This window comes from Sphingomonas sp. CFBP9019, from assembly GCF_034045155.1.
In the GTDB taxonomy this organism is placed as follows: Bacteria; Pseudomonadota; Alphaproteobacteria; order Sphingomonadales; family Sphingomonadaceae; genus Sphingomonas; species Sphingomonas aerolata.
In genome coordinates, this window is sequence record NZ_JAXCWK010000005.1 from 374,463 (window position 1) to 392,993 (window position 18,531).

Genomic DNA, 18,531 nt, shown 5'->3' on the forward strand with positions numbered 1-18,531 from the left:
CCGACAGGGTGACTGTAAACGCACCCGACACCTAGCTGTCTCTTTGCACCAATTCGCAAACAAAGGCTGAAGACCGCGCGCTGGCGGGGTGGTTTGCGATTGGAAGTCCCGGATTGGTCGTTATACGGTCTCCCGAGTGGAGGTCGCATGACAGTTCGAACGATTATACCCGTGATTCTGTCCGGCGGTTCCGGCACCCGGCTGTGGCCGATGTCGCGTCCCGAAATGCCCAAGCAGATGCTCGCGCTGACCGCGGACCAGACCATGTTGCAGCTGACCGCAGGCCGCGCGCAGGGCGAACGTTTCGCCGCGCCGATCGTCGTCGCCAACGCCGCGCACGCCGATCTGGTCGAAGCGCAGCTGGCAGACGCGGGCGCCGAGGCACAGGCGCTGATCCTCGAGCCGATGGGCCGCAACACCGCACCCGCGATCGCACTGGCGGCGATCGCCGCGGGCGAGACCGGTGCCGGCAGCGGCGACGCGATGCTCGTCATGCCGTCCGATCACGTCATCGCCGACCTGCCCGCCTTCCACGCCGCGATCGCCGCGGCGTTGCCGATGGTCGCGCAGGGCTGGCTGGTGACGTTCGGCATCGCCCCCGACGCGCCTGAAACCGGCTATGGCTGGATCCAGGTCGGCGAGGAGCTGGCCGCGGGTGTCCACCGCGTCGCGCGCTTCGTCGAGAAGCCGCCGCTCGACAAGGCGGAGGCGATGCTGGCTTCGGGCGATCATGCCTGGAATGGCGGCATCTTCCTGTTCCGCGCCGATGCTTATCTCGCCGCGCTGGCGCAGCATGATCCCGGCATCCTGGTCGCGACGACCGATGCGATGAAGCTCGCCCGCCGCGAAGGCACGCGGGTCTATCCCGATGCCGAGGCCTTTGCCGCGTCGCCCGATGATTCGATCGACTATGCGGTCATGGAAAAGGCCGACCGCGTCGCGGTGGTGCCGGTGGCGATGGGCTGGAACGACGTCGGCAGCTGGGACGCGTTGCATGCGATCAGCGCGCGCGACGAGGACGGCAATGCGCATCGCGGCGATGGCGACGGCAGCGTGCTGGCGATCGACACGAAGAACTGTCTGGTGCGCAGCGACGGCGTCAAGGTCGCGCTGGTCGGGGTCGAGGACCTGATCGTGGTGGCGAGCGGCAACGACGTGCTGATCATGCCGCGGGGTCGCAGCCAGGAAGTGAAGAAGCTGATCGCGGCGATGAAGAACCGCTGAGGCTTTTTCGGCAATAGTGAGGACGGACAAAGGGCCGGGGATCGCTCCCCGGCCCTTTTGCTTTGGGTCGTCTTGGTCGGAACGGAGGACCGGCAAAGCCGGCCCTTTTCGTCGGACGGGACTGGAGGCTTTCGCCGTCCAGCCCGCCGGCCGTTCTGATTTCGTGTCGGGAGGAGCGTCGCTCCTCCCGTTCGAAATCAGAAGTCCATGCCGCCCATGCCGCCCATGCCGCCGCCGCCGCCCATGGGCATGGCGGGCTTGTCTTCGGCCATTTCGCTCACGGCCGCTTCGGTCGTGATCAGGAGGCCTGCGACCGATGCCGCGTTCTGCAGCGCGGTGCGGACGACTTTGGTCGGATCGATCACGCCGGCTTCCACCAAGTTCTCGTAGGTGTCGGTCGCGGCGTTGAAGCCGATGTTCGAGTCGTTGCCGTCGAGCAGCTTGCCCGAAACCACCGCACCGTCATGACCCGCATTCTGCGCGATCTGGCGAACCAGAGCGGTCAGCGACTTGCGAACGATGTCGATACCGCGAGTCTGGTCCTCGTTCGCACCGGTCAGGCCGTCGAGCACCTTGGTCGCGTACAGCAGCGCCGTACCACCACCGGGGACGATGCCCTCTTCGACGGCTGCGCGGGTTGCGTGCAGCGCGTCGTCGACGCGGTCCTTGCGCTCCTTGACTTCGACTTCCGACGAACCGCCGACCTTGATCACGGCAACGCCGCCGGCGAGCTTGGCAAGACGCTCCTGGAGCTTCTCCTTGTCATAGTCGCTGGTGGTGTTCTCGATCTGGCGACGGATCGCTTCGGTACGGCCCTTGATCGTCTCGTGATCGCCGGCACCGTCGACGATGACGGTGTTGTCCTTGTCGATCGTGACGCGCTTGGCGGTGCCGAGCATGCCGAGCGTGACGGTCTCGAGCTTGATGCCGAGGTCTTCCGAGATCATCTCGCCCTTGGTCAGGATCGCGATGTCCTCGAGCATCGCCTTGCGGCGATCGCCGAAGCCGGGTGCCTTGACCGCTGCGACCTTCAGGCCGCCGCGCAGCTTGTTGACGACGAGCGTGGCGAGTGCCTCACCCTCGATGTCCTCGGCGATGATCAGGAGCGGACGACCGGACTGAACGACGGCTTCCAGGATCGGGAGCATCGCCTGCAGGTTCGACAGCTTCTTCTCGTGGATCAGGATGTAGGGATCCTGAAGCTCGACGGTCATCTTCTCGGGGTTGGTGATGAAGTAGGGCGAGAGATAGCCGCGGTCGAACTGCATGCCTTCGACGACGTCGAGCTCGAATTCGAGACCCTTGGCTTCCTCGACGGTGATCACGCCTTCCTTGCCGACCTTCTCCATGGCTTCGGCGATCTTCTCGCCGACTTCACGGTCGCCGTTGGCCGAGATGATCCCGACCTGCGCCACTTCCTTTGAACCCGAAACCGGCTTCGAACGCGCCTTGACGTCCTCGACGACCTTGACGACGGCGAGATCGATGCCGCGCTTCAGATCCATCGGGTTCATGCCCGCTGCGACCGACTTCATGCCCTCGCGGACGATGGCCTGTGCCAGAACCGTCGCGGTGGTCGTGCCGTCACCGGCGATGTCGTTGGTCTTCGAGGCCACTTCGCGCAGCATCTGCGCGCCCATGTTCTCGAACTTGTCCTTGAGCTCGATCTCCTTGGCGACGGTGACGCCGTCCTTGGTGATGCGCGGTGCGCCGAAGCTCTTGTCGATGACGACGTTGCGGCCCTTGGGCCCCAGGGTCACCTTGACCGCGTCGGCGAGGATGTCGACGCCGCGGAGGATGCGCTCGCGCGCGTCACGACCGAATTTTACGTCCTTGGAAGCCATGTCAGCTACCCTTTCAAACGAATGTTGTGAATGTTGAGACGAAAACGGTATTTTTGAGCGCGGTCCGGACCAGCCCTAAGGGGCGGTCCAGGCCACGTCGGCGTCAGCCGACGATGCCCAGAATGTCCGATTCCTTCATGATCAGCAGATCTTCGCCGTCGACCTTGACCTCGGTGCCCGACCACTTGCCGAACAGGATCTTGTCGCCAGCCTTGACGTCGAGCGGGGTGATCGTGCCGTTCTCGGCGCGGGTCCCGGTGCCGATGGCGACGACTTCGCCTTCCTGCGGCTTTTCCTTGGCGGTGTCGGGGATGATGATGCCGCCAGCCGTCTTCTCTTCGGCTTCGAGGCGCTTCACCAGCACGCGGTCGTGCAACGGACGAAAGTTCATGGGATCCATGTCCTTTAGGTTTGTGACAGATTTCTGGCACTCGACGATATCGAGTGCCAACAGCCGTCATATGTGCCGCGTCCCCGGCATCGTCAACGGGCGTCCAATCGAAAATCGCGTCAATCGTTACATTCCGCGGGTCAGGACGAGCCCCAGCCGATCACGCCGCGACCAGCGCCACAGCAGCAGCACCGACACGACCGCGAGCCCTGCGAACAGCCCCCACCACACCCCCTCGCCCGCAAGCGGCGTGCGGAAGCCGAGCAGGATCGCGGTGCCGAAGCCGATCACCCAATAGCCGAACAGCGCGATCAGCATCGGCGTCCGGGTGTCCTGCAACCCGCGCAGCACGCCTGCCGCGACCGCCTGCGCGCCGTCGACGAGCTGGAACACCGCGGCCACGCCGAGGAACCGCAGCGCGAGCGCGACGACGACCGCGTTCTGCGGCAAGTCGGGATCGACATAGACGCCGATCATCAGCCGCGGCACCGCCCAGATCAGCAGCGCGCTGGCCGCCATGAAGCCGATCCCGACGACCAGCGCGACATTGCCCGCGCGGGTGATCCAGACCCGGTCCTGCGCGCCGTACGCCATGCCGACGCGGATCGTCGCCGCCTGCGCGACGCCGAACGGCACCTGGAACGCGACCGCGGCAATGTTGAGCGCGATCGCATGCGCCGCGACCTCCGCGACGCCGATCAGCCCCATCAGCAGCGCCGCGCCGCCGAACAGCGCGCCTTCGAAGATCCAGGTCAGCATGATCGGCGTGCCGAGCCGGACGATCTCGTGGAAGCGCGACCATTCGGTCCGCCACCAGCGGCCGAACAGGTGGAAGCGCCGCAGCCGCCGGTCGGTCGTCAGGATCACGCCATACGCGATCATCATCACGCCGAGGCTGGCGACGCTGGCGAGCGCCGAGCCCTCCAGCCCGAGCGCGGGGAAGCCGAGATTGCCGAACACCAGCAGCCAGTTGCCCGCGATGCCGACGAGCAGCGAAAGCCCGGTGACGAGAAACGCCCAGCCCGGCCGGCCGAGCGCCGCCGCCGCGGTGCGCATAACGCCCGCGAGCACGCCGGGCAGCAGCGCAAAGGCGATGATCGTCATGAACCGGCCGGCGCGGCGCGCGACCTCCGGGTCCTGGCCGGCGAGCCGCATCAGCGTTTCGCCCTGCGTGAGGACTAGGATGACGGGGAGCGAGCCGAGGATCCCGAGCCACAGCGCCATCCGCACGCTGCGCCGGACCTCGCGCACGGCATGCGCGCGGCGGCCGAGTTCGGCGGCGATCAGCGGCGCCGCCGCGCTGGTCAGCCCGATCAGCGCGAACATCAGCAGGTTGAAGACGAACACGCCGAGCGTCGCGGCGGCAAGATCGACCGTGCCGAGCCGCGCGACGAAGATCACGTCGACCGCGGACACCGCCATCTGGATCAGGTTCGCCCCGACCAGCGGCGTGGCGAGCCGCAGCAGCGCACGAAACTCGGCGCGGGCATCGGCGGGCGCCGGGCCGGTGGCGATGGGAACGGGTTCGATCACCCGGCCGCCCCTAGCGGGATTTGCGGCGTGGGACACCTGGGATCTGTGCGGGTGGTGTGCGGGGGCGCGGCGGGGCGCGGGCGGGCTGGCGGGGCTGACTGGCCGATGCCTTGGTCGTCTTGGGAAGGATCGGGGTTGAGCGTCTCCACCCCCGCCATCCGCCCCGCCTCCGTCATCCTGACGAAAGTCAGGACCCAGGGTTGCGGCGCGCTGTCCTGCTTGGCTCTGGATCCTGACTTTCGTCACGATGACGGGATTGAGGTGGGGGTGCGGTGTGATCGGGGCGGCGGGTTGTTTGGAGAGCGTTGCGGCGGGGTTGGCGGCCCTGCCCTTCCCCGTTCGTCATCCTGACGAAAGTCAGGATCCAGGGTTACGGGGCGCTGTCCTGCTGGGCTGGGTCCTGACTTTCGTCAGGATGACGGGATTGGGGTGGCGGGGCGCGTGGGCCGGGGCGTGCGGGGCCGGGGGGAGCGGGGCCGGTGCCGGCGGGCGACCGCCGTGCCAAAGATAAGCGTATTGCTCCCGCATGACACACGCGGCTATCGTCGACGGTGAACCGGCGTTGCCGGCATCGCACCAACCGGCCGTGCCGGTATGAGGAGACGCAGGTGAAGCTGGTACGCGGCGCATGGAAGCTGTTGGTCGGGATCAAGGACGCACTCGTCCTGATCGCGATGCTGCTGTTCTTCGGTCTGGTCTTCGCGGCGCTCAATGCGCGGCCGGGGACCAAGGCGATCAAGGACGGCGCGCTGGTGCTCGACCTGAACGGCTCGATCGTCGAGCAGCCCGCCGAGCCCGCCGCCTTTGCCGCGCTGTCGGGACAGAATACGCCGAAGCAGTTCCGCCTGCGCGACGTGGTGCGCGCGATCGATACCGCGCGGACCGATGGCCGGGTGAAGGCGCTGGTGCTCGATCTCGACGGCTTTACCGGGGCCTATCCCGCCGCGCTGGGCGAGATCGGCGACGCGATCGCGCGCGTCCGCGCCGCCAAGAAGCCCGTGCTCGCCTATGCGACCGCCTATACCGACGGCAGCTACCGGCTGGCGGCCAATGCGAGCGAGGTCTGGGTCAATCCGCTGGGCGGCACGCTGTTCATGGGACCGGGCGGCAACCAGCTTTACTATAAGGGGCTGATCGACAAGCTGGGCATCACGACGCATGTCTACCGCGTCGGCCGCTACAAGTCGTTCGTCGAGCCCTATACGCGCACCGACCAGAGCGACGATGCGCGCGCGGCGAGCCAGGCGCTGTACGGTACGCTGTACGACCAGTGGCGCGAAGCGGTCGCCAAGGCCCGCCCCAAGGCGCAGATCGCGCAGTTCCTCGCGCGTCCCGACGCACTCGTGCTCGCCGCCAATGGCGACATCGCGACCGCGAACCTGCGCGCAGGGATCGTCGACAAGCTCGGCGACCGTACCGCGTTCGGCAAGCGCGTCGCCGCGATCGCGGGCGCCGATACGAGCAAGCCTGCGGGCAGTTTCAACACCATCACCTATGATTCCTGGGTCAAGGCCAATCCCCTGCCGACCGGCGGCGACGCGATCGGCGTACTGACCGTGGCGGGCGATATCGTCGACGGCGAAGGCGGCCCTGGCACCGCGGCGGGCAAGACGATCGAGAAGGCGATGCTCGACGGGCTCGCCAAGAAGAACCTCAAGGCGCTGGTCGTGCGCGTCGATTCGCCGGGCGGGTCGGTGCTCGCGTCCGAACGGATCCGGCTCGCGATCCTCGAGGCCAAGAAGAAGGGCCTGCCGGTGGTCGTGTCGATGGGCGGGCTCGCCGCGTCGGGCGGATACTGGGTGTCGACGCCCGCCGACGTGATCTTCGCCGAACCCGGCACGATCACCGGGTCGATCGGCATCTTCGGGATCATCCCGACGTTCGAAACCGCACTCGCCAAGATCGGCGTCACCACCGACGGCGTGAAGACGACGCCGCTGTCGGGGCAGCCCGACATCACCGCCGGCACGACGCCGATGTTCGACACGCTGATCCAGGCGGGGATCGAGAATGGCTATCGCCAGTTCATCGCGCGCGTCGCCGCGTCGCGCAAGCTGAGCCCGGCGCGGGTCGACGCGATCGGCCAGGGCCGGGTCTGGGACGGCGGCACCGCACGCCAGATCGGGCTGGTCGACCGGTTCGGCACGCTGAAGGACGCGATCGCCGAGGCCGCCCGCCGCGCCAAGCTCGATCCCGCCAAGATCCATGCCGAATATCTCGAAAAGCCACCGGGCGTGCTTGCCCAGCTCGCCGCCGGTTTCGACACGGGCGACGACGACACCACGACCGGCAGCGACGCGTTCGGCCGGATCGCGCTCGACCGCCGCCAGATGGTCGCGCGTGCGGTCGGCGACATGAAGCGGCTGGCGACGTCGGGCTCGATCCAGGCACGCTGCCTCGAATGCGGCGGCATCGGCCCGAGTGCCGGCGATGGCGGCGACGCGCGGCTGCTCGACCTGCTGCTCGCGCGGATCGGCCTGTAATGCCGGGCGCGTCGCCCGCGATCGGGACGGCCGGGGCCATCACGATCCGGGCGGCGCGGCCCGAGGACGCCGCCGCGATCGCCGCGATCTATGCGCCGCACGTGCTGGTGGGGACGGTCTCGTTCGAGACGGACGCGCCCGACGCGCGGCAGATGCGGACGCGGATGGCGGCGTCGGACGGGCTCTATCCCTGGCTGGTCGCGACGGTGGGGGATGCGGGCGGGGTGATCGCGTTCGGCTATGCCGGACGGTTCCGCGAGCGCGCCGCCTATCGCTTCGTCGTCGAGACCACAGTCTATGTCGCGGATGCGGCGCAGCGCCAGGGTGCGGGGCGGCTGTTGTACGAGGCGTTGATCGACACGCTGCGCGCGCAAGGCTTCACCCAGGCGATCGGGGTGATCGCGCTGCCCAATGACGGGTCGATCCGGCTGCACGAATCGGTCGGGTTCCGCCGCGCGGGCGTCTACCGCGCGGTCGGGTACAAGAACGGCCAGTGGATCGATGTCGGCCATTGGCAATGCGCGCTGAACGACGCGGCGGTGCCACCGGTCGAGCCGCGCCGCTTTGCCGAGGTCGGCGTCGTGCGGGGCTGACTGCGGACTAGCGGCGCGCGCGATAGGCGGGCAGCGCGAGGTGGAAGCGGATCGCGGCGGCGCGCAGGCTGAACCCCGCGCTCGCCGCGACGACCGCGGACCAGCCGATCGGCACGCCCAGCAGTACGAGGCCGACATAGCTCGCCGCGGCGAGCGCCGCCGCGGTGACATAGAGTTCGGGGCGCATCAGGATCGAGGGTTCGCCCGCGAGCACGTCACGGATGATCCCGCCGAAGCAGGCGCTCATCACCCCCATCAGCACCGCGGGCACGGGCGGCACGCCATAGCCCAGCGCCTTGGCCGCACCGAACACCGCATAGGCGGCGAGCCCGATCGCATCGAACCAGCCCAGCGCCTCGTCGCGCCACCAGCGTTCGGGCGTGATCCAGATCACCAGCGCGACGATCAGGCACATGCTGGCGGCGCGCGCGTCGTGCACCCAGAAGACCGGCGCGTCGATCAGCAGGTCGCGCACCGTGCCCCCGCCGACCCCGGTGATCAGCCCGAAGAAGATCGCGGTGACGACGGTCTGCCCCCGCTTGGCCGCGGCGAGCGCGCCCGAGGCGGCGAACACCGCGAGCCCGGCGAGATCGAGCCAGCGCGCGGCGGCGGGAAGGACGTCGGGCGACAGGATCGTAACGGGCAGCATCCCCCCGGCCTAGCCGCTGTGGCGCACGACACAAGCGAGGGTGCAGCCGCGACCGGATTTTGCGCGATTTCCCGGCTGAGGACGAACTTATCCACAGGCGGGGATAATTCTTTGTGGATAACGGGGAAAAGTGCCCGGACAGCCCGTGTGCGAGGCACAATTTTGCCGGTTCTTATCCTTTTGTGCACAGCCTGTGGATAACTTGCTGTGGATAACGGGGACAGATTGCGTGCCCTGCACGACCCAGGATGCCCGGAGCGAAGATGAACGCGACGTTGTTTTGGGTTCATGCAACCGGGGGTAAACGCCGGCCGTTACGGACACAGATCATTACAAACGGGAGTAGATTTTATGCGTAAGTTGATCATGGCACTCAGCGCGACCGCCCTCGTCCTGCCGACGCTCGCGGTGCCGATCTCGGCCGCCGATGCGCAGCGCGGCAAGCGCGAATGGCGCGGTCGCGACGGCCGGACCTATTGCAAGAAGAGCAATGGCACGACCGGCACGATCATCGGCGGCGTCGGTGGCGCGCTCCTCGGCCGCACGGTCGACACGCGCGGCGACCGCACGGTCGGCACGCTCGGCGGCGCGGTCCTGGGTGGCCTGGCCGGTCGCGCGATCGACAAGGGCACGAGCAACAATAATCGTCGTTGCCGCTAAACCACGCACCGCATTGCGGACTGATGCGTTGAAGGGGGGCGTCGCGGGAAACCGCGGCGCCCTTTTTCATGTTTCGAAGGATCCGAAAATGACGACACGCAGCGGTTCGGCCAGCTATGAAGGCCTCGGCAAGAGCGGCAAGGGCCATGTCTCGACGCAGTCGGGCGTTTTGTCCGACTCGCCGTACGGCTTCAACACAAGGTTCGAGAACGAGCCCGGCACCAACCCCGAAGAACTGATCGCCGCCGCGCATGCGAGCTGCTTCACCATGGCGCTGAGCTTCGCGCTCGCGGCCAAGGGTTATGAGGCGGGCACGCTCGAGACGAGCGCGAAGGTGACGCTCGACAAGGATGGCGACGGGTTCAAGATCACCAAGTCGGCGCTGACGCTGAACGCGAAGGTCGAGGGCATCTCGGCCGACGAGTTGGCGACGATCGCGGCGGATGCCAAGGCGAACTGCCCGGTGTCGAAGGTCTTGAACGCCGACATCACGCTCGACCACACGCTTGCCTGATCGACGCGCCGGCATGCGGATCGCCGCGACCATCGCCCTCGTCCTGCTCGGTGCGGGGCTTGAGGCGGGGGTCGTCGGTGCCGCCGCGGCTGGTGGACAGACGATCGCCGGCGGCGCACGACGCGACGCCGGCGACTGGCAGCGGTACCGCGCCTATGATCATGATCGCCCCGAACCAGGGCAGCGCGGCTATTTCGCGGACCGGTATTTTCGCGATGGCCGCTATTATGCGGTGCGCCGGCTGAGCCGCGCGGATCGCCTGTATCGCGGCGCCGACGGCCGCTATTATTGCCGCCGCGAGGACGGGACGACCGGGCTGATTACCGGCGGGCTGGCCGGCGGCGTGCTCGGCAATATTATCGCACGCGGTGAGTCACGGCTGATCGGCACGCTGGTCGATACCCGCGGCGGTGCGCTGCCCGGCCGGTCGGTCGATCGCGGCCGGATCCGCTGCCGCTGACCCCAAGACTCCTGAGATCAGATGATTCCGCCACCGAGCATCAGCCGCAGCGTGAAGATGATGATCAGCACGATGTTCAGATTACGCCCGGCATTGCTCGACGACAGCGCACCCACCGCAGCGCCGACGATGCCGATCGGGATGACCAGCCAGTTCATCCAGCCGAGCAGCGGGAAGAAGGCAACGAGACCCAGCGCAAGGGTGACGAGGCCGATGAGGATCGAGACGAGGTTGAGCATGACCCAAACATGGCGTCTCGACGGGTCGCAGGCAAGATCGCGGGCCGGCCGACCAAGCGTACCGCGACAACGCTTTCTTCACTCGCGCTCCGGCATTGATGGCGGGTGATGACCCGTTCCGCCCGCACGATCCGCCTGCCCGCCCTAGCGTTTGCCCTGCCGCTCGCGCTGATCGCGTGCGGCGAGCCCGCGGTCGATCAGCAGGACCCGACGAGCCTCGAAGCGGCCCTCAGCAACGGCAATGCGGGCGACCCGGCGCTGAACGCCGCGCTCGCGGGTCAGATCATCGTCGACCCAACGCTGACCCAGTCGTCGAACGACGACGCGATCCGCCCGCCGCCCGAACCGATGGGCGGGGCGATGCCACCCGAGGAAGCGGGCCGCCGCGCCGATACGGTCGATCCGCGCACGCTGAAACGCGCGCCCGCTGCTGCCGGTGACTGTCCCGCCTGCCGCCAGGCCGACGCGGCGCTGACGCTGGGCGCGCTGGCCGAGCGGCAGACGTTTCCGAACGCAGCGGCGTGCGCGCGGACGATCGGCTATTCCGCGCTTTGGGCGAATCGCCTGCCCGCCGACCTGCCGCTCTATCCCGATGCACAGCTGTCGGAGGCGGCAGGTTCCGACCAGGCCGGCTGCCGGCTGCGCGTCGTGCATTTTTCGAGTCGGGCGACGCCGCAGCGGCTGCTCGACTTCTATTATACCCGCACCGCCGACACGGGCTATTCGGCCGACCACCGCAGCGATGGCCGCCGGCACGTGCTCGGCGGTATGCGCGGCGGCGATGCCTATAGGGTGTATGTCACGCCGCGCGTGGGGGGCGTCAGCGACGTCGATCTGGTCTCCAACGCCGGGCACTGAGCGACGCCGCCGTGTCCAAGGGCGAGCGCCGCGCATGCCCGTCAAGCGCGGCTTTCCGTTTTCCGCGATTCGCGCTAGGGCGCGGGCATGTCTCCCCTTCTCTATGTCATGGTCGGTGGCGCGGTCGGATCCGGCGCGCGCTATCTGACCGGGCGCGCGATGACCGCGCTGCTCGGTGCCGGCTATCCGTTCGGCACGCTGGCGGTGAACCTTGTCGGCGGGCTGCTGATGGGCGTGCTCGTCGGCGTGCTCGCGCGCCATTCGGCGCCCGAGGGCTGGCGACTGCTGCTCGGCGTCGGCGTGCTCGGCGGGTTCACGACCTTTTCCTCCTTCTCGCTCGACGTCGTCACGATGATCGAGCGTGGCGCGCCGGGCCTCGCGCTCGGCTATGTTCTGGTGTCGGTGATCGGTTCGATCGCCGCGTTGTTCGCGGGTCTCTCCGCAGTAAGGGCCGTCGCATGACTGCGGGCAAACACGATAGCGATACGAATTTCCGCGAGTTCAACGTCGGGTTCGACGATGACGGCATCCGGCTGGACCGGTGGTTCAAGCGGCACCTGCCCGAAACGAGCTTCACGACGGTGGCGATGTGGGCGCGGACCGGCCAGCTGCGCGTCGACGGCGCGCGCGCGACGCCGGGCGACCGGATCGCGGCGGGCCAGATGCTGCGCGTGCCGCCGCCCGAAGCCGACAAGGCCACCGCCGACGTCGACGCGCCGCGGCGCGTGCGCGAGCGCGTGATCCTGTCGGACGAGGAGACCGAAGCCGCGCAGGCGATGGTCATCCACAAGGATTTCCAAGCCTTCGTGCTGAACAAGCCGCCGGGCCTGGCGACGCAGGGCGGCACCAAGACGACGCAGCATGTCGACGGGCTGCTCGATGCGCTCCAATATGACAATGAGGGCCGGCCGAAGCTGGTCCACCGGCTCGACAAGGATACGTCGGGCGCACTGCTGGTGGCGCGGACGAGCCGCGCGGCGGCGTTCTTCGCCAAGGCGTTTTCGGGGCGGACTGCTCGGAAAGTCTATTGGGCGCTGGTGGTCGACGTGCCGTCGATCGAGGACGGCATGATCGAGCTGCCGATCGGCAAGCAGCCCGGCACCGGCGGCGAGAAGATGCATGTCGACGAAGCCGAGGGCGCGCCCGCGCGGACCCGGTACCGCGTGATCGAGCGCGCGGGCAACCGCGCCGCCTGGGTCGAGCTGCAGCCCTTTACCGGCCGCACCCACCAGCTGCGCGTCCACATGGCGGCGATCGGCCATCCGATCGTCGGCGACGGCAAATATGGCGGCGCGGCGGCGTTCCTGACCGGCGGCATCTCGCGCAAGATGCATCTGCATGCGCGCCGCATCAAGGTGGACCATCCCGATGGCGGCTCGATCGACGTGACCGCCGACCTGCCGACGCATTTCGCGGAAAGCCTGAAGCAGCTGGGCTTCGAGGAGTCGCTCGGCGATGCACTGGTGCTCGACGAGAAGACCGCGCCGTCGCGCGAGGAGATCAAGTCGCGCGCCAGGGCGCATGCGAAGTCGGTCCGCAAAGAACGCCGCGGCGAACGTCGCGGGCGCGGTGTGGTCGAGGAGAAGACCGCGGGGGGCAAGCCTGCGGGGCCGAAGACGGGTGGTTCGCGGACGGGCGCGGGGTCGAAGTTCGGCGCGCCGCGGAGTGGGCCGCGGGTCGAGGGTGCAAAGCCTGGTGGCCGGGGGCGCCCGGGGGGGAAGCCGAGTGGGCCTAGGAGTGGGCCTGGGGCGCGGTGATCTAGCGGGTTGGCCTCGCCCATATCCACTACCACCCCGGCGCAGGCCGGGGTCCCGTTGGAGAGGTTGCAGTAACCGGGTGCTGCGCGCCGTTAGCACCGTCCCCCAACTGGGCCCCGGCCTTCGCCGGGGTGGTGGTGATTGTTGGGTGCCCCTCTACCCGTTCCCCCGCGGGGGCGGGGGTCAAGGGGCCATGATCGGCAGCGCTGCTTGAGTCCTGGGCCCCCGCCTCCGCGGGGGAACGGATCAGCGCGAGCGTTACCGCAACAGCCGTCGAACGCCTCCGGTCATCGTGCCGAGCACCAGATGTGCGATGTGGTCGAGGACAGGAACGCGGCGGGCGAGCCGAGTTGGCCCTGCAGCGGGCCGGCGTCGCGGTGATCTAGCGGGTCGACCTCGCCCGACTCCAACACCACCCCGGCGAAGGCCGGGGTCCAATTGGGGAGGTTGTAGTAACCGGGTGCTGCGCGCCGTTAGCACCGTCCCCCAACTGGACCCCGGCCTTCGCCGGGGTGGTTATTATGGTGGGGCTCTGCCCGCCTACTCGTTCCCCCGCGGAGGCGGGGGTCGCGGTCATCTCGCGGACCAACCTCGCCCCATACCGAATACCACCCCGGCGAAGGCCGAGGTCCAGTTGGGGAGGTTGCAGTAGCCGGGTGCTGCGCTTCGTTAGCAACGTCGCCCAACTGGACCCCGGCCTTCGCCGGGGTGGTTATTACGGTGGGGCTCTGCCCGCCTACTCGTTCCCCCGCGGGGGCGGGGGTCCAGGGGGCATGATCGGCAGTTCCGCTTGGGTCCGAGCCCCCGCCTTGCGGGGGAACTTGACGATGCGCGTTCCGGTTTGGCGTTCCCTCGTTCGCCCGGCTGATCTACGAGACGGGGATGTGCTGGAAAATCTCATGATCCGCCTCGCCGTGTTCGATTGCGACGGGACGCTCGTCGACAGTCAGGCGAATATCTGCGTCGCGTGCGAGCGGGCGTTCGAGACGGCCGGGCTCGTCCCGCCGCCGCGCGCCGCGATTCGGCGGATCGTCGGGCTCAGCCTGGTCGAGGCGATGCAGATCCTGGTGCCGCAGGGCGACGAGGCGCTGCACCGCACGCTCGCGACGGACTACAAGGCCGCCTTCCATGCGATGCGGACGAGCGGCGAGCTGATCGAGGAGCCGCTGTTCGAGGGGATCGCCGACGTGCTGGCGACGCTTGCCGATGATGGCTGGATGCTGGGCGTCGCGACGGGCAAGTCGGACCGCGGGCTCGCGCATGTCCTTGCCGCGCACGGCATCGCCGACCGGTTCGTGACGCTGCAGACCGCGGACCGGCATCCGTCGAAACCCGATCCGGCGATGCTGTTCGCGGCGATCAAGGAGGCGGGCGCGACCCCGGCGACGACCGCGATGATCGGCGATACGAGCTATGACATGGCGATGGCACGCGCGGCAGGCGCACGGGCGGTCGGCGTCACCTGGGGCTATCACGCGGTCGACGAACTGGCGGAGGCCGGCGCGGACGTCGTTGCCGAGACGGTGCCGGCGCTGCGTCATCTGGTGAGCGCATCGTGACGGAGGCCGATCGCCTGGCGCAGCGGCGCTGGTTCGTGCTGGTCGGCGTGCGGCTCGCTGGCGTGGCGGGCGCGGTGCTCGGGCTGGTGCTGATCGCGCGCGCCTATAGCTGGGGGCCGAAGATCCTCGGCACCGCGATCGTGCTGTCGGCGATGGCGATGATCGCGATCGTGCCGCGCAGCCTGGCGCAGCGCTGGCGCACGCCCACCGAATGACCGGACAGGACGCATGAAGAGATTCTGGACAGACGTCGCGATCGATGCGGATCGCGTGGTGACGCTCGACGGCAAGCCGGTCCGCACCCCCGGGCGACGGCCGCTCGCGCTGCCGACCGATGCGCTGGCGCAGGCGGTCGCGGAGGAATGGCGCAGCGTCGGCGAGACGATCGATCCGCGGACGATGCCGCTGACCGGCCTCGCCAATGCCGCGACCGATCCGATCGCGAACGATCCGGCGCAGTTCGCCGCACGGCTGGCGGCCTATGGCGAGAGCGACCTGCTCTGCTACCGCGCGGACGGGCCGCCGCCGCTGGTCGAGCGGCAGGCAGCGCGCTGGGACCCGCTGCTCGACTGGGCGCGCGCGCGGTACGACGTGACGTTCGCGGTGACGGCGGGGGTGATGCACGTCGCACAGGCTCCCGCGACGATCGCGCGGCTGCACGAGGCGGTCGCGGCGCATGACGATTTCCACCTTGCCGGGCTGTCGCCGGTCGTCACGCTGACGGGGTCGCTGGTGATCGGGCTGGCGCTGGTCGAGGGGGAGATCGACGGCGATGCGGCCTGGGCGGCGGCGGGGATCGACGAGGACTGGTCGATCGAGATGTGGGGCGAGGACTGGCAGGCGGCGCAGCTGCGCGAGCTCAAGCGCCAGGAATTCGCGCGCGGCGTGGCGTTTCTGGGAATGCTGTAGGCTTTCGTCATCCTGGACCCGATCCAGGATGACGGGGGGTCAGCGCGTCAGGCGGCGGATGAAGCCGATCAGGCCGGTCTGGCGCGAGCGCTTGAGGCGCTCGGCGGCGAGGATCGTCTTCACGCCGCGGATGCAGCTGTCGACGTCGTCATTGACCAGGACGTAATCATAGCCGTCCCAGTGGCTGACCTCGTTCGCGGCGCGCGACATGCGGGCGTCGATCACTTCGGTCGAGTCGGTGCCACGGCTGGTGAGGCGGCGGTGGAGTTCCTCCATCGACGGCGGGAAGATGAAGACGCGGACTACGTCGCCGCCCGCGATCTGGAACAGCTGCTGCGCGCCCTGCCAGTCGATGTCGAACAGCACGTCCTTGCCGGCCGCCAGCATCTCCTCGACCTGCGCGCGCGGGGTGCCGTAGCGGTGGTTGAAGACATGCGCCCATTCGAGGAACTCGTCCTTCGCGACCATGTCGCGAAAGCCCTCGAGATCGGTGAAATGATAGTCCTTGCCGTCGACTTCGCCCGGTCGCATCGCACGGGTCGTCACCGAGACCGACATCTCCAGCTCATGCTCGTCGGCGAGCAATCGGCGCGCGATCGTCGACTTGCCGGCGCCCGATGGCGAGGACAGGACGAACAGGACGCCGCGGCGACGAAAACCATGCGGGTCGGACGGAAGTGTATGGGGCATGCGCGCCCTTGCCGCGGACTGCGCATGGGCGTCAACCCATGCACAGCCCGCGCGTGTCATTCTGGCGGCGGATCAGTAGCCCGACTTGCGCGCCCGGTTGCGGTCATAGGCCTTCTTGGCCGCATAGCCTCCGCCGAGGATCATGCCGAGCGGCCCCATGCGACGCAGCACGCTCATCGCGACCACGCCCTTAACCGCACCCGAGGTGCCGCCGCTGCCGCCGCTGCGCCGACCCATTTCGCGGCCAACCAATGCACTGATGATACGTCCGATCATGACTTAACCTCTCCGAAAACCTGGTCCTTGAGTTCCGCTGTACCGCGCAGCACCGCCCAGCCGATCGCGTAGGTCACGGCCAGCGGCACGACGATCTTGAGCACGTTGGCGGTGACCGCACCGATGATCGCGCCGTCCGCATTGCCGTCATCGCCGCTGAGCGAGTCGATGCCTGCGCCGATCAGTGCGCCTATGGTCGTTGCGCCCACGTAATTTCTCCTTCGCGTGTGGCGGGTTAGCGCGCGAACCGCGTTTGGGTTCCCGCAGGTGCGCCCCTTCTCCCCCCGTTCGCCCTGAGCGACGTCGAAGGGCGTGCCGCAAGCGACGGTGCTTCGACTTCGCTCAGCACGAACGGGGTCGGGGGAGGCGTTAGCGGCCGAGCATCGACTCGGGCCGCACGACACGGTCGAAGGTTTCCGCATCGACCAGCCCGAGTGCGAGGCCGGCTTCCTTCAGCGTCAGCCCCTCGGCATGCGCGTGCTTGGCGATCTTCGCCGCGGCGTCATAGCCGATCTCGGGGGCGAGCGCGGTGACGAGCATTAGCGAGCGGTCGAGCAGGTCGGCGATGCGGTCGCGATTGGGTTCGATGCCGTCGACGCAGCGTTCCGCAAAGCCCTCCATCGCGGTCGCGAGCAGGTCGATCGAGCGGAGCACGTTCGCGCCGATCAGCGGCTTGAAGACGTTGAGTTCGAGATGGCCCTGCATCCCGCCGATGGTGGCCGCGACGTGATTGCCCATCACCTGGCCGGCGACCATCGTCAGCATCTCGCACTGGGTGGGATTAACCTTGCCGGGCATGATCGAGCTGCCGGGCTCGTTGGCGGGCAGGTCGATCTCGCCAAAGCCGCAGCGCGGGCCGCTGCCCAGCAGGCGGATGTCGTTGGCGATCTTGGTCAGCGCGACCGCGAGCGTGTTGAGCGTGCCCGACAGATGGACGAGCGGGTCGTTCGAGGCGAGCGCCTCGAAGCTGTTCTCGGCGGGGATGAACGGATGGCCGGTCAGGTCGGAGACCGCCTTGCAGAAATCCTCGGCGAACCCCCTGGGCGCGTTGAGCCCGGTGCCGACCGCGGTGCCGCCCTGCGCGAGCCGGTTGGTGCCGTTGGTGACGCCCGGCTCGATCCGGCGGCCGCAGCGATAGACCTGATTGGCATACGCACCGAATTCCTGCCCGAGCGTCAGCGGGGTCGCGTCCTGCAGGTGCGTGCGGCCGATCTTGACGATGTCGGTCCACGCATCCGCCTTCGCCTGCAGCGCGGTCCGCAGCCGGTCGAGCGCGGGAAAGAGCCGGCGTGTCACGGCGAGCGAGGCGGCGATGTGGAGCGCGGTCGGGAAGCTGTCGTTCGACGACTGGCTCATGTTGACATGGTCATTGGGGTGGACCGGCGACTTGCCGCCGCGCGTGCCGGTGAGGACCTCGTTGGCGCGGCCGGCGATGACCTCGTTGACGTTCATGTTCGACTGGGTGCCGCTGCCGGTCTGCCAGATGACGAGCGGGAACTGGTCGTCGAGCGTGCCGTCGATGACTTCCTGCGCGGCGGCGTCGATTGCGTCGGCGATTGTGGCGTCGAGGCCGTGCGTGCGGTTCACGCGGGCGGCGGCCTGTTTGACGAGCGCCAATGCGTGGACGATCTCGATCGGCATGCGTTCGCGGGTGCCGAACGGGAAATTCTCGACCGATCGCTCGGTCTGCGCGCCCCAATAGGCCTGGGCGGGAACTTGGATCGGGCCGATCGAGTCGGTTTCTGTGCGGGTGTTGGTCATAACCTACCTACGCCGTCATGCCGGGCTTGTTCCGGTATGGCGGCGTAGAGCAGAAGGCCGACATGGGAGTAAATCCCATGTCGTCGACCGCGCGGTGCGCGTCGGCCGGCCGTTCGCGTCGCTGTGCGACC

General features: G+C 68.4%; 21 protein-coding genes. 12 read left to right on the forward strand and 9 right to left on the reverse strand.

Annotated elements, in window-relative coordinates; all coding sequences use genetic code 11:
- The first annotated feature begins 147 nt into the window (after positions 1-147).
- Complete coding sequence (locus SOM18_RS16765; RefSeq protein ID WP_081874210.1) at positions 148-1,224, forward strand: mannose-1-phosphate guanylyltransferase/mannose-6-phosphate isomerase; 1,077 nt, start codon at positions 148-150, stop codon at positions 1,222-1,224.
- Positions 1,225-1,421: 197 nt separating this feature from the next.
- Here the strand turns inward: SOM18_RS16765 and groL are convergent, their stop codons facing one another.
- From groL to SOM18_RS16780, 3 genes are all read right to left on the reverse strand, one after another.
- A complete protein-coding gene (groL, locus tag SOM18_RS16770; protein WP_031394280.1) occupies positions 1,422-3,068 on the reverse strand; it encodes a chaperonin GroEL in 1,647 nt (548 codons plus the stop codon).
- A 103-nt stretch (positions 3,069-3,171) separates the two neighbouring features.
- A complete protein-coding gene (gene groES / locus SOM18_RS16775; RefSeq protein ID WP_031394281.1) occupies positions 3,172-3,459 on the reverse strand; it encodes a co-chaperone GroES in 288 nt (95 codons plus the stop codon).
- A gap of 126 nt (positions 3,460-3,585) precedes the next feature.
- Positions 3,586-4,992: an MATE family efflux transporter gene (locus SOM18_RS16780; RefSeq protein WP_320482000.1), complete on the reverse strand. Its 1,407-nt coding sequence runs from the start codon at positions 4,990-4,992 to the stop codon at positions 3,586-3,588.
- Positions 4,993-5,600: 608 nt separating this feature from the next.
- Between SOM18_RS16780 and sppA the strand changes: the two genes are divergently transcribed.
- Together sppA and SOM18_RS16790 are read left to right on the forward strand one after the other, a co-directional pair.
- Positions 5,601-7,475 (forward strand): signal peptide peptidase SppA, encoded by a 1,875-nt coding sequence (gene sppA / locus SOM18_RS16785; protein WP_192142600.1) that lies wholly within the window; start codon positions 5,601-5,603, stop codon positions 7,473-7,475.
- Positions 7,475-8,068, forward strand: coding sequence for a GNAT family N-acetyltransferase (locus SOM18_RS16790; RefSeq protein WP_042466732.1), 594 nt, complete (start codon positions 7,475-7,477; stop codon positions 8,066-8,068). Before sppA ends, SOM18_RS16790 begins: the two co-directional genes overlap by 1 nt.
- 7 nt (positions 8,069-8,075) lie before the next feature.
- On the opposite strand, the gene SOM18_RS16795 is transcribed toward SOM18_RS16790, so the two are convergent.
- Positions 8,076-8,717, reverse strand: a complete 642-nt coding sequence (locus SOM18_RS16795; protein ID WP_107045759.1) for a trimeric intracellular cation channel family protein — start codon at positions 8,715-8,717, stop codon at positions 8,076-8,078.
- Positions 8,718-9,068: 351 nt separating this feature from the next.
- Here SOM18_RS16795 and SOM18_RS16800 point away from each other — a divergent pair, with 351 nt between their 5' ends.
- The 3 genes from SOM18_RS16800 to SOM18_RS16810 all read left to right on the forward strand — a co-directional run bounded on the left by SOM18_RS16800 (position 9,069) and on the right by SOM18_RS16810 (position 10,351).
- Positions 9,069-9,377 (forward strand): glycine zipper 2TM domain-containing protein, encoded by a 309-nt coding sequence (locus SOM18_RS16800; protein WP_037532560.1) that lies wholly within the window; start codon positions 9,069-9,071, stop codon positions 9,375-9,377.
- An 88-nt stretch (positions 9,378-9,465) separates the two neighbouring features.
- Positions 9,466-9,891: an OsmC family protein gene (locus SOM18_RS16805; RefSeq protein ID WP_031441012.1), complete on the forward strand. Its 426-nt coding sequence runs from the start codon at positions 9,466-9,468 to the stop codon at positions 9,889-9,891.
- Complete coding sequence (locus SOM18_RS16810; protein WP_320482001.1) at positions 9,884-10,351, forward strand: hypothetical protein; 468 nt, start codon at positions 9,884-9,886, stop codon at positions 10,349-10,351. The genes SOM18_RS16805 and SOM18_RS16810 overlap by 8 nt, the downstream gene beginning before the upstream one ends.
- Before the next feature lie 17 nt (positions 10,352-10,368).
- Here SOM18_RS16810 and SOM18_RS16815 read toward each other — a convergent pair whose 3' ends face one another.
- Positions 10,369-10,590, reverse strand: coding sequence for a hypothetical protein (locus tag SOM18_RS16815; RefSeq protein ID WP_031395999.1), 222 nt, complete (start codon positions 10,588-10,590; stop codon positions 10,369-10,371).
- Between the two features lie 108 nt (positions 10,591-10,698).
- Here SOM18_RS16815 and SOM18_RS16820 point away from each other — a divergent pair, with 108 nt between their 5' ends.
- The 6 genes from SOM18_RS16820 (at position 10,699) to SOM18_RS16845 (ending at position 15,673) form a co-directional block, all read left to right on the forward strand.
- The gene (locus SOM18_RS16820; protein WP_320482002.1) at positions 10,699-11,448 is read left to right on the forward strand and encodes a hypothetical protein; all 750 of its coding nucleotides are present in this window, start codon (positions 10,699-10,701) and stop codon (positions 11,446-11,448) included.
- An 87-nt stretch (positions 11,449-11,535) separates the two neighbouring features.
- Positions 11,536-11,910, forward strand: coding sequence for a fluoride efflux transporter CrcB (gene crcB, locus SOM18_RS16825; protein ID WP_031441014.1), 375 nt, complete (start codon positions 11,536-11,538; stop codon positions 11,908-11,910).
- Positions 11,907-13,205, forward strand: coding sequence for an RluA family pseudouridine synthase (locus SOM18_RS16830; RefSeq protein ID WP_320482003.1), 1,299 nt, complete (start codon positions 11,907-11,909; stop codon positions 13,203-13,205). Before crcB ends, SOM18_RS16830 begins: the two co-directional genes overlap by 4 nt.
- Positions 13,206-14,104: 899 nt before the next feature.
- Positions 14,105-14,764 carry an HAD-IA family hydrolase gene (locus SOM18_RS16835; protein ID WP_031440844.1) on the forward strand — a complete coding sequence of 220 codons (660 nt, stop codon included), beginning with the start codon at positions 14,105-14,107 and terminating at the stop codon, positions 14,762-14,764.
- Positions 14,761-14,979: a hypothetical protein gene (locus SOM18_RS16840; protein ID WP_037532554.1), complete on the forward strand. Its 219-nt coding sequence runs from the start codon at positions 14,761-14,763 to the stop codon at positions 14,977-14,979. The genes SOM18_RS16835 and SOM18_RS16840 overlap by 4 nt, the downstream gene beginning before the upstream one ends.
- 13 nt (positions 14,980-14,992) lie before the next feature.
- Positions 14,993-15,673 (forward strand): ATP12 family chaperone protein, encoded by a 681-nt coding sequence (locus SOM18_RS16845; RefSeq protein WP_320482004.1) that lies wholly within the window; start codon positions 14,993-14,995, stop codon positions 15,671-15,673.
- A gap of 39 nt (positions 15,674-15,712) precedes the next feature.
- Here SOM18_RS16845 and gmk read toward each other — a convergent pair whose 3' ends face one another.
- The 4 genes from gmk to fumC form a co-directional block, all read right to left on the reverse strand.
- On the reverse strand, positions 15,713-16,363 hold the full coding sequence (gene gmk / locus SOM18_RS16850) for a guanylate kinase (RefSeq protein ID WP_031394372.1): 651 nt from the start codon (positions 16,361-16,363) through the stop codon (positions 15,713-15,715).
- A gap of 72 nt (positions 16,364-16,435) precedes the next feature.
- Positions 16,436-16,639 carry a hypothetical protein gene (locus SOM18_RS16855; RefSeq protein ID WP_031440271.1) on the reverse strand — a complete coding sequence of 68 codons (204 nt, stop codon included), beginning with the start codon at positions 16,637-16,639 and terminating at the stop codon, positions 16,436-16,438.
- Entirely contained in the window at positions 16,636-16,848 is a 213-nt protein-coding gene (locus SOM18_RS16860) for a hypothetical protein (RefSeq protein ID WP_031440272.1), read from the reverse strand. The genes SOM18_RS16855 and SOM18_RS16860 overlap by 4 nt, the downstream gene beginning before the upstream one ends.
- A 160-nt stretch (positions 16,849-17,008) precedes the next feature.
- Positions 17,009-18,400, reverse strand: a complete 1,392-nt coding sequence (gene fumC, locus SOM18_RS16865; protein ID WP_031440273.1) for a class II fumarate hydratase — start codon at positions 18,398-18,400, stop codon at positions 17,009-17,011.
- Positions 18,401-18,531 lie beyond the last annotated feature (131 nt).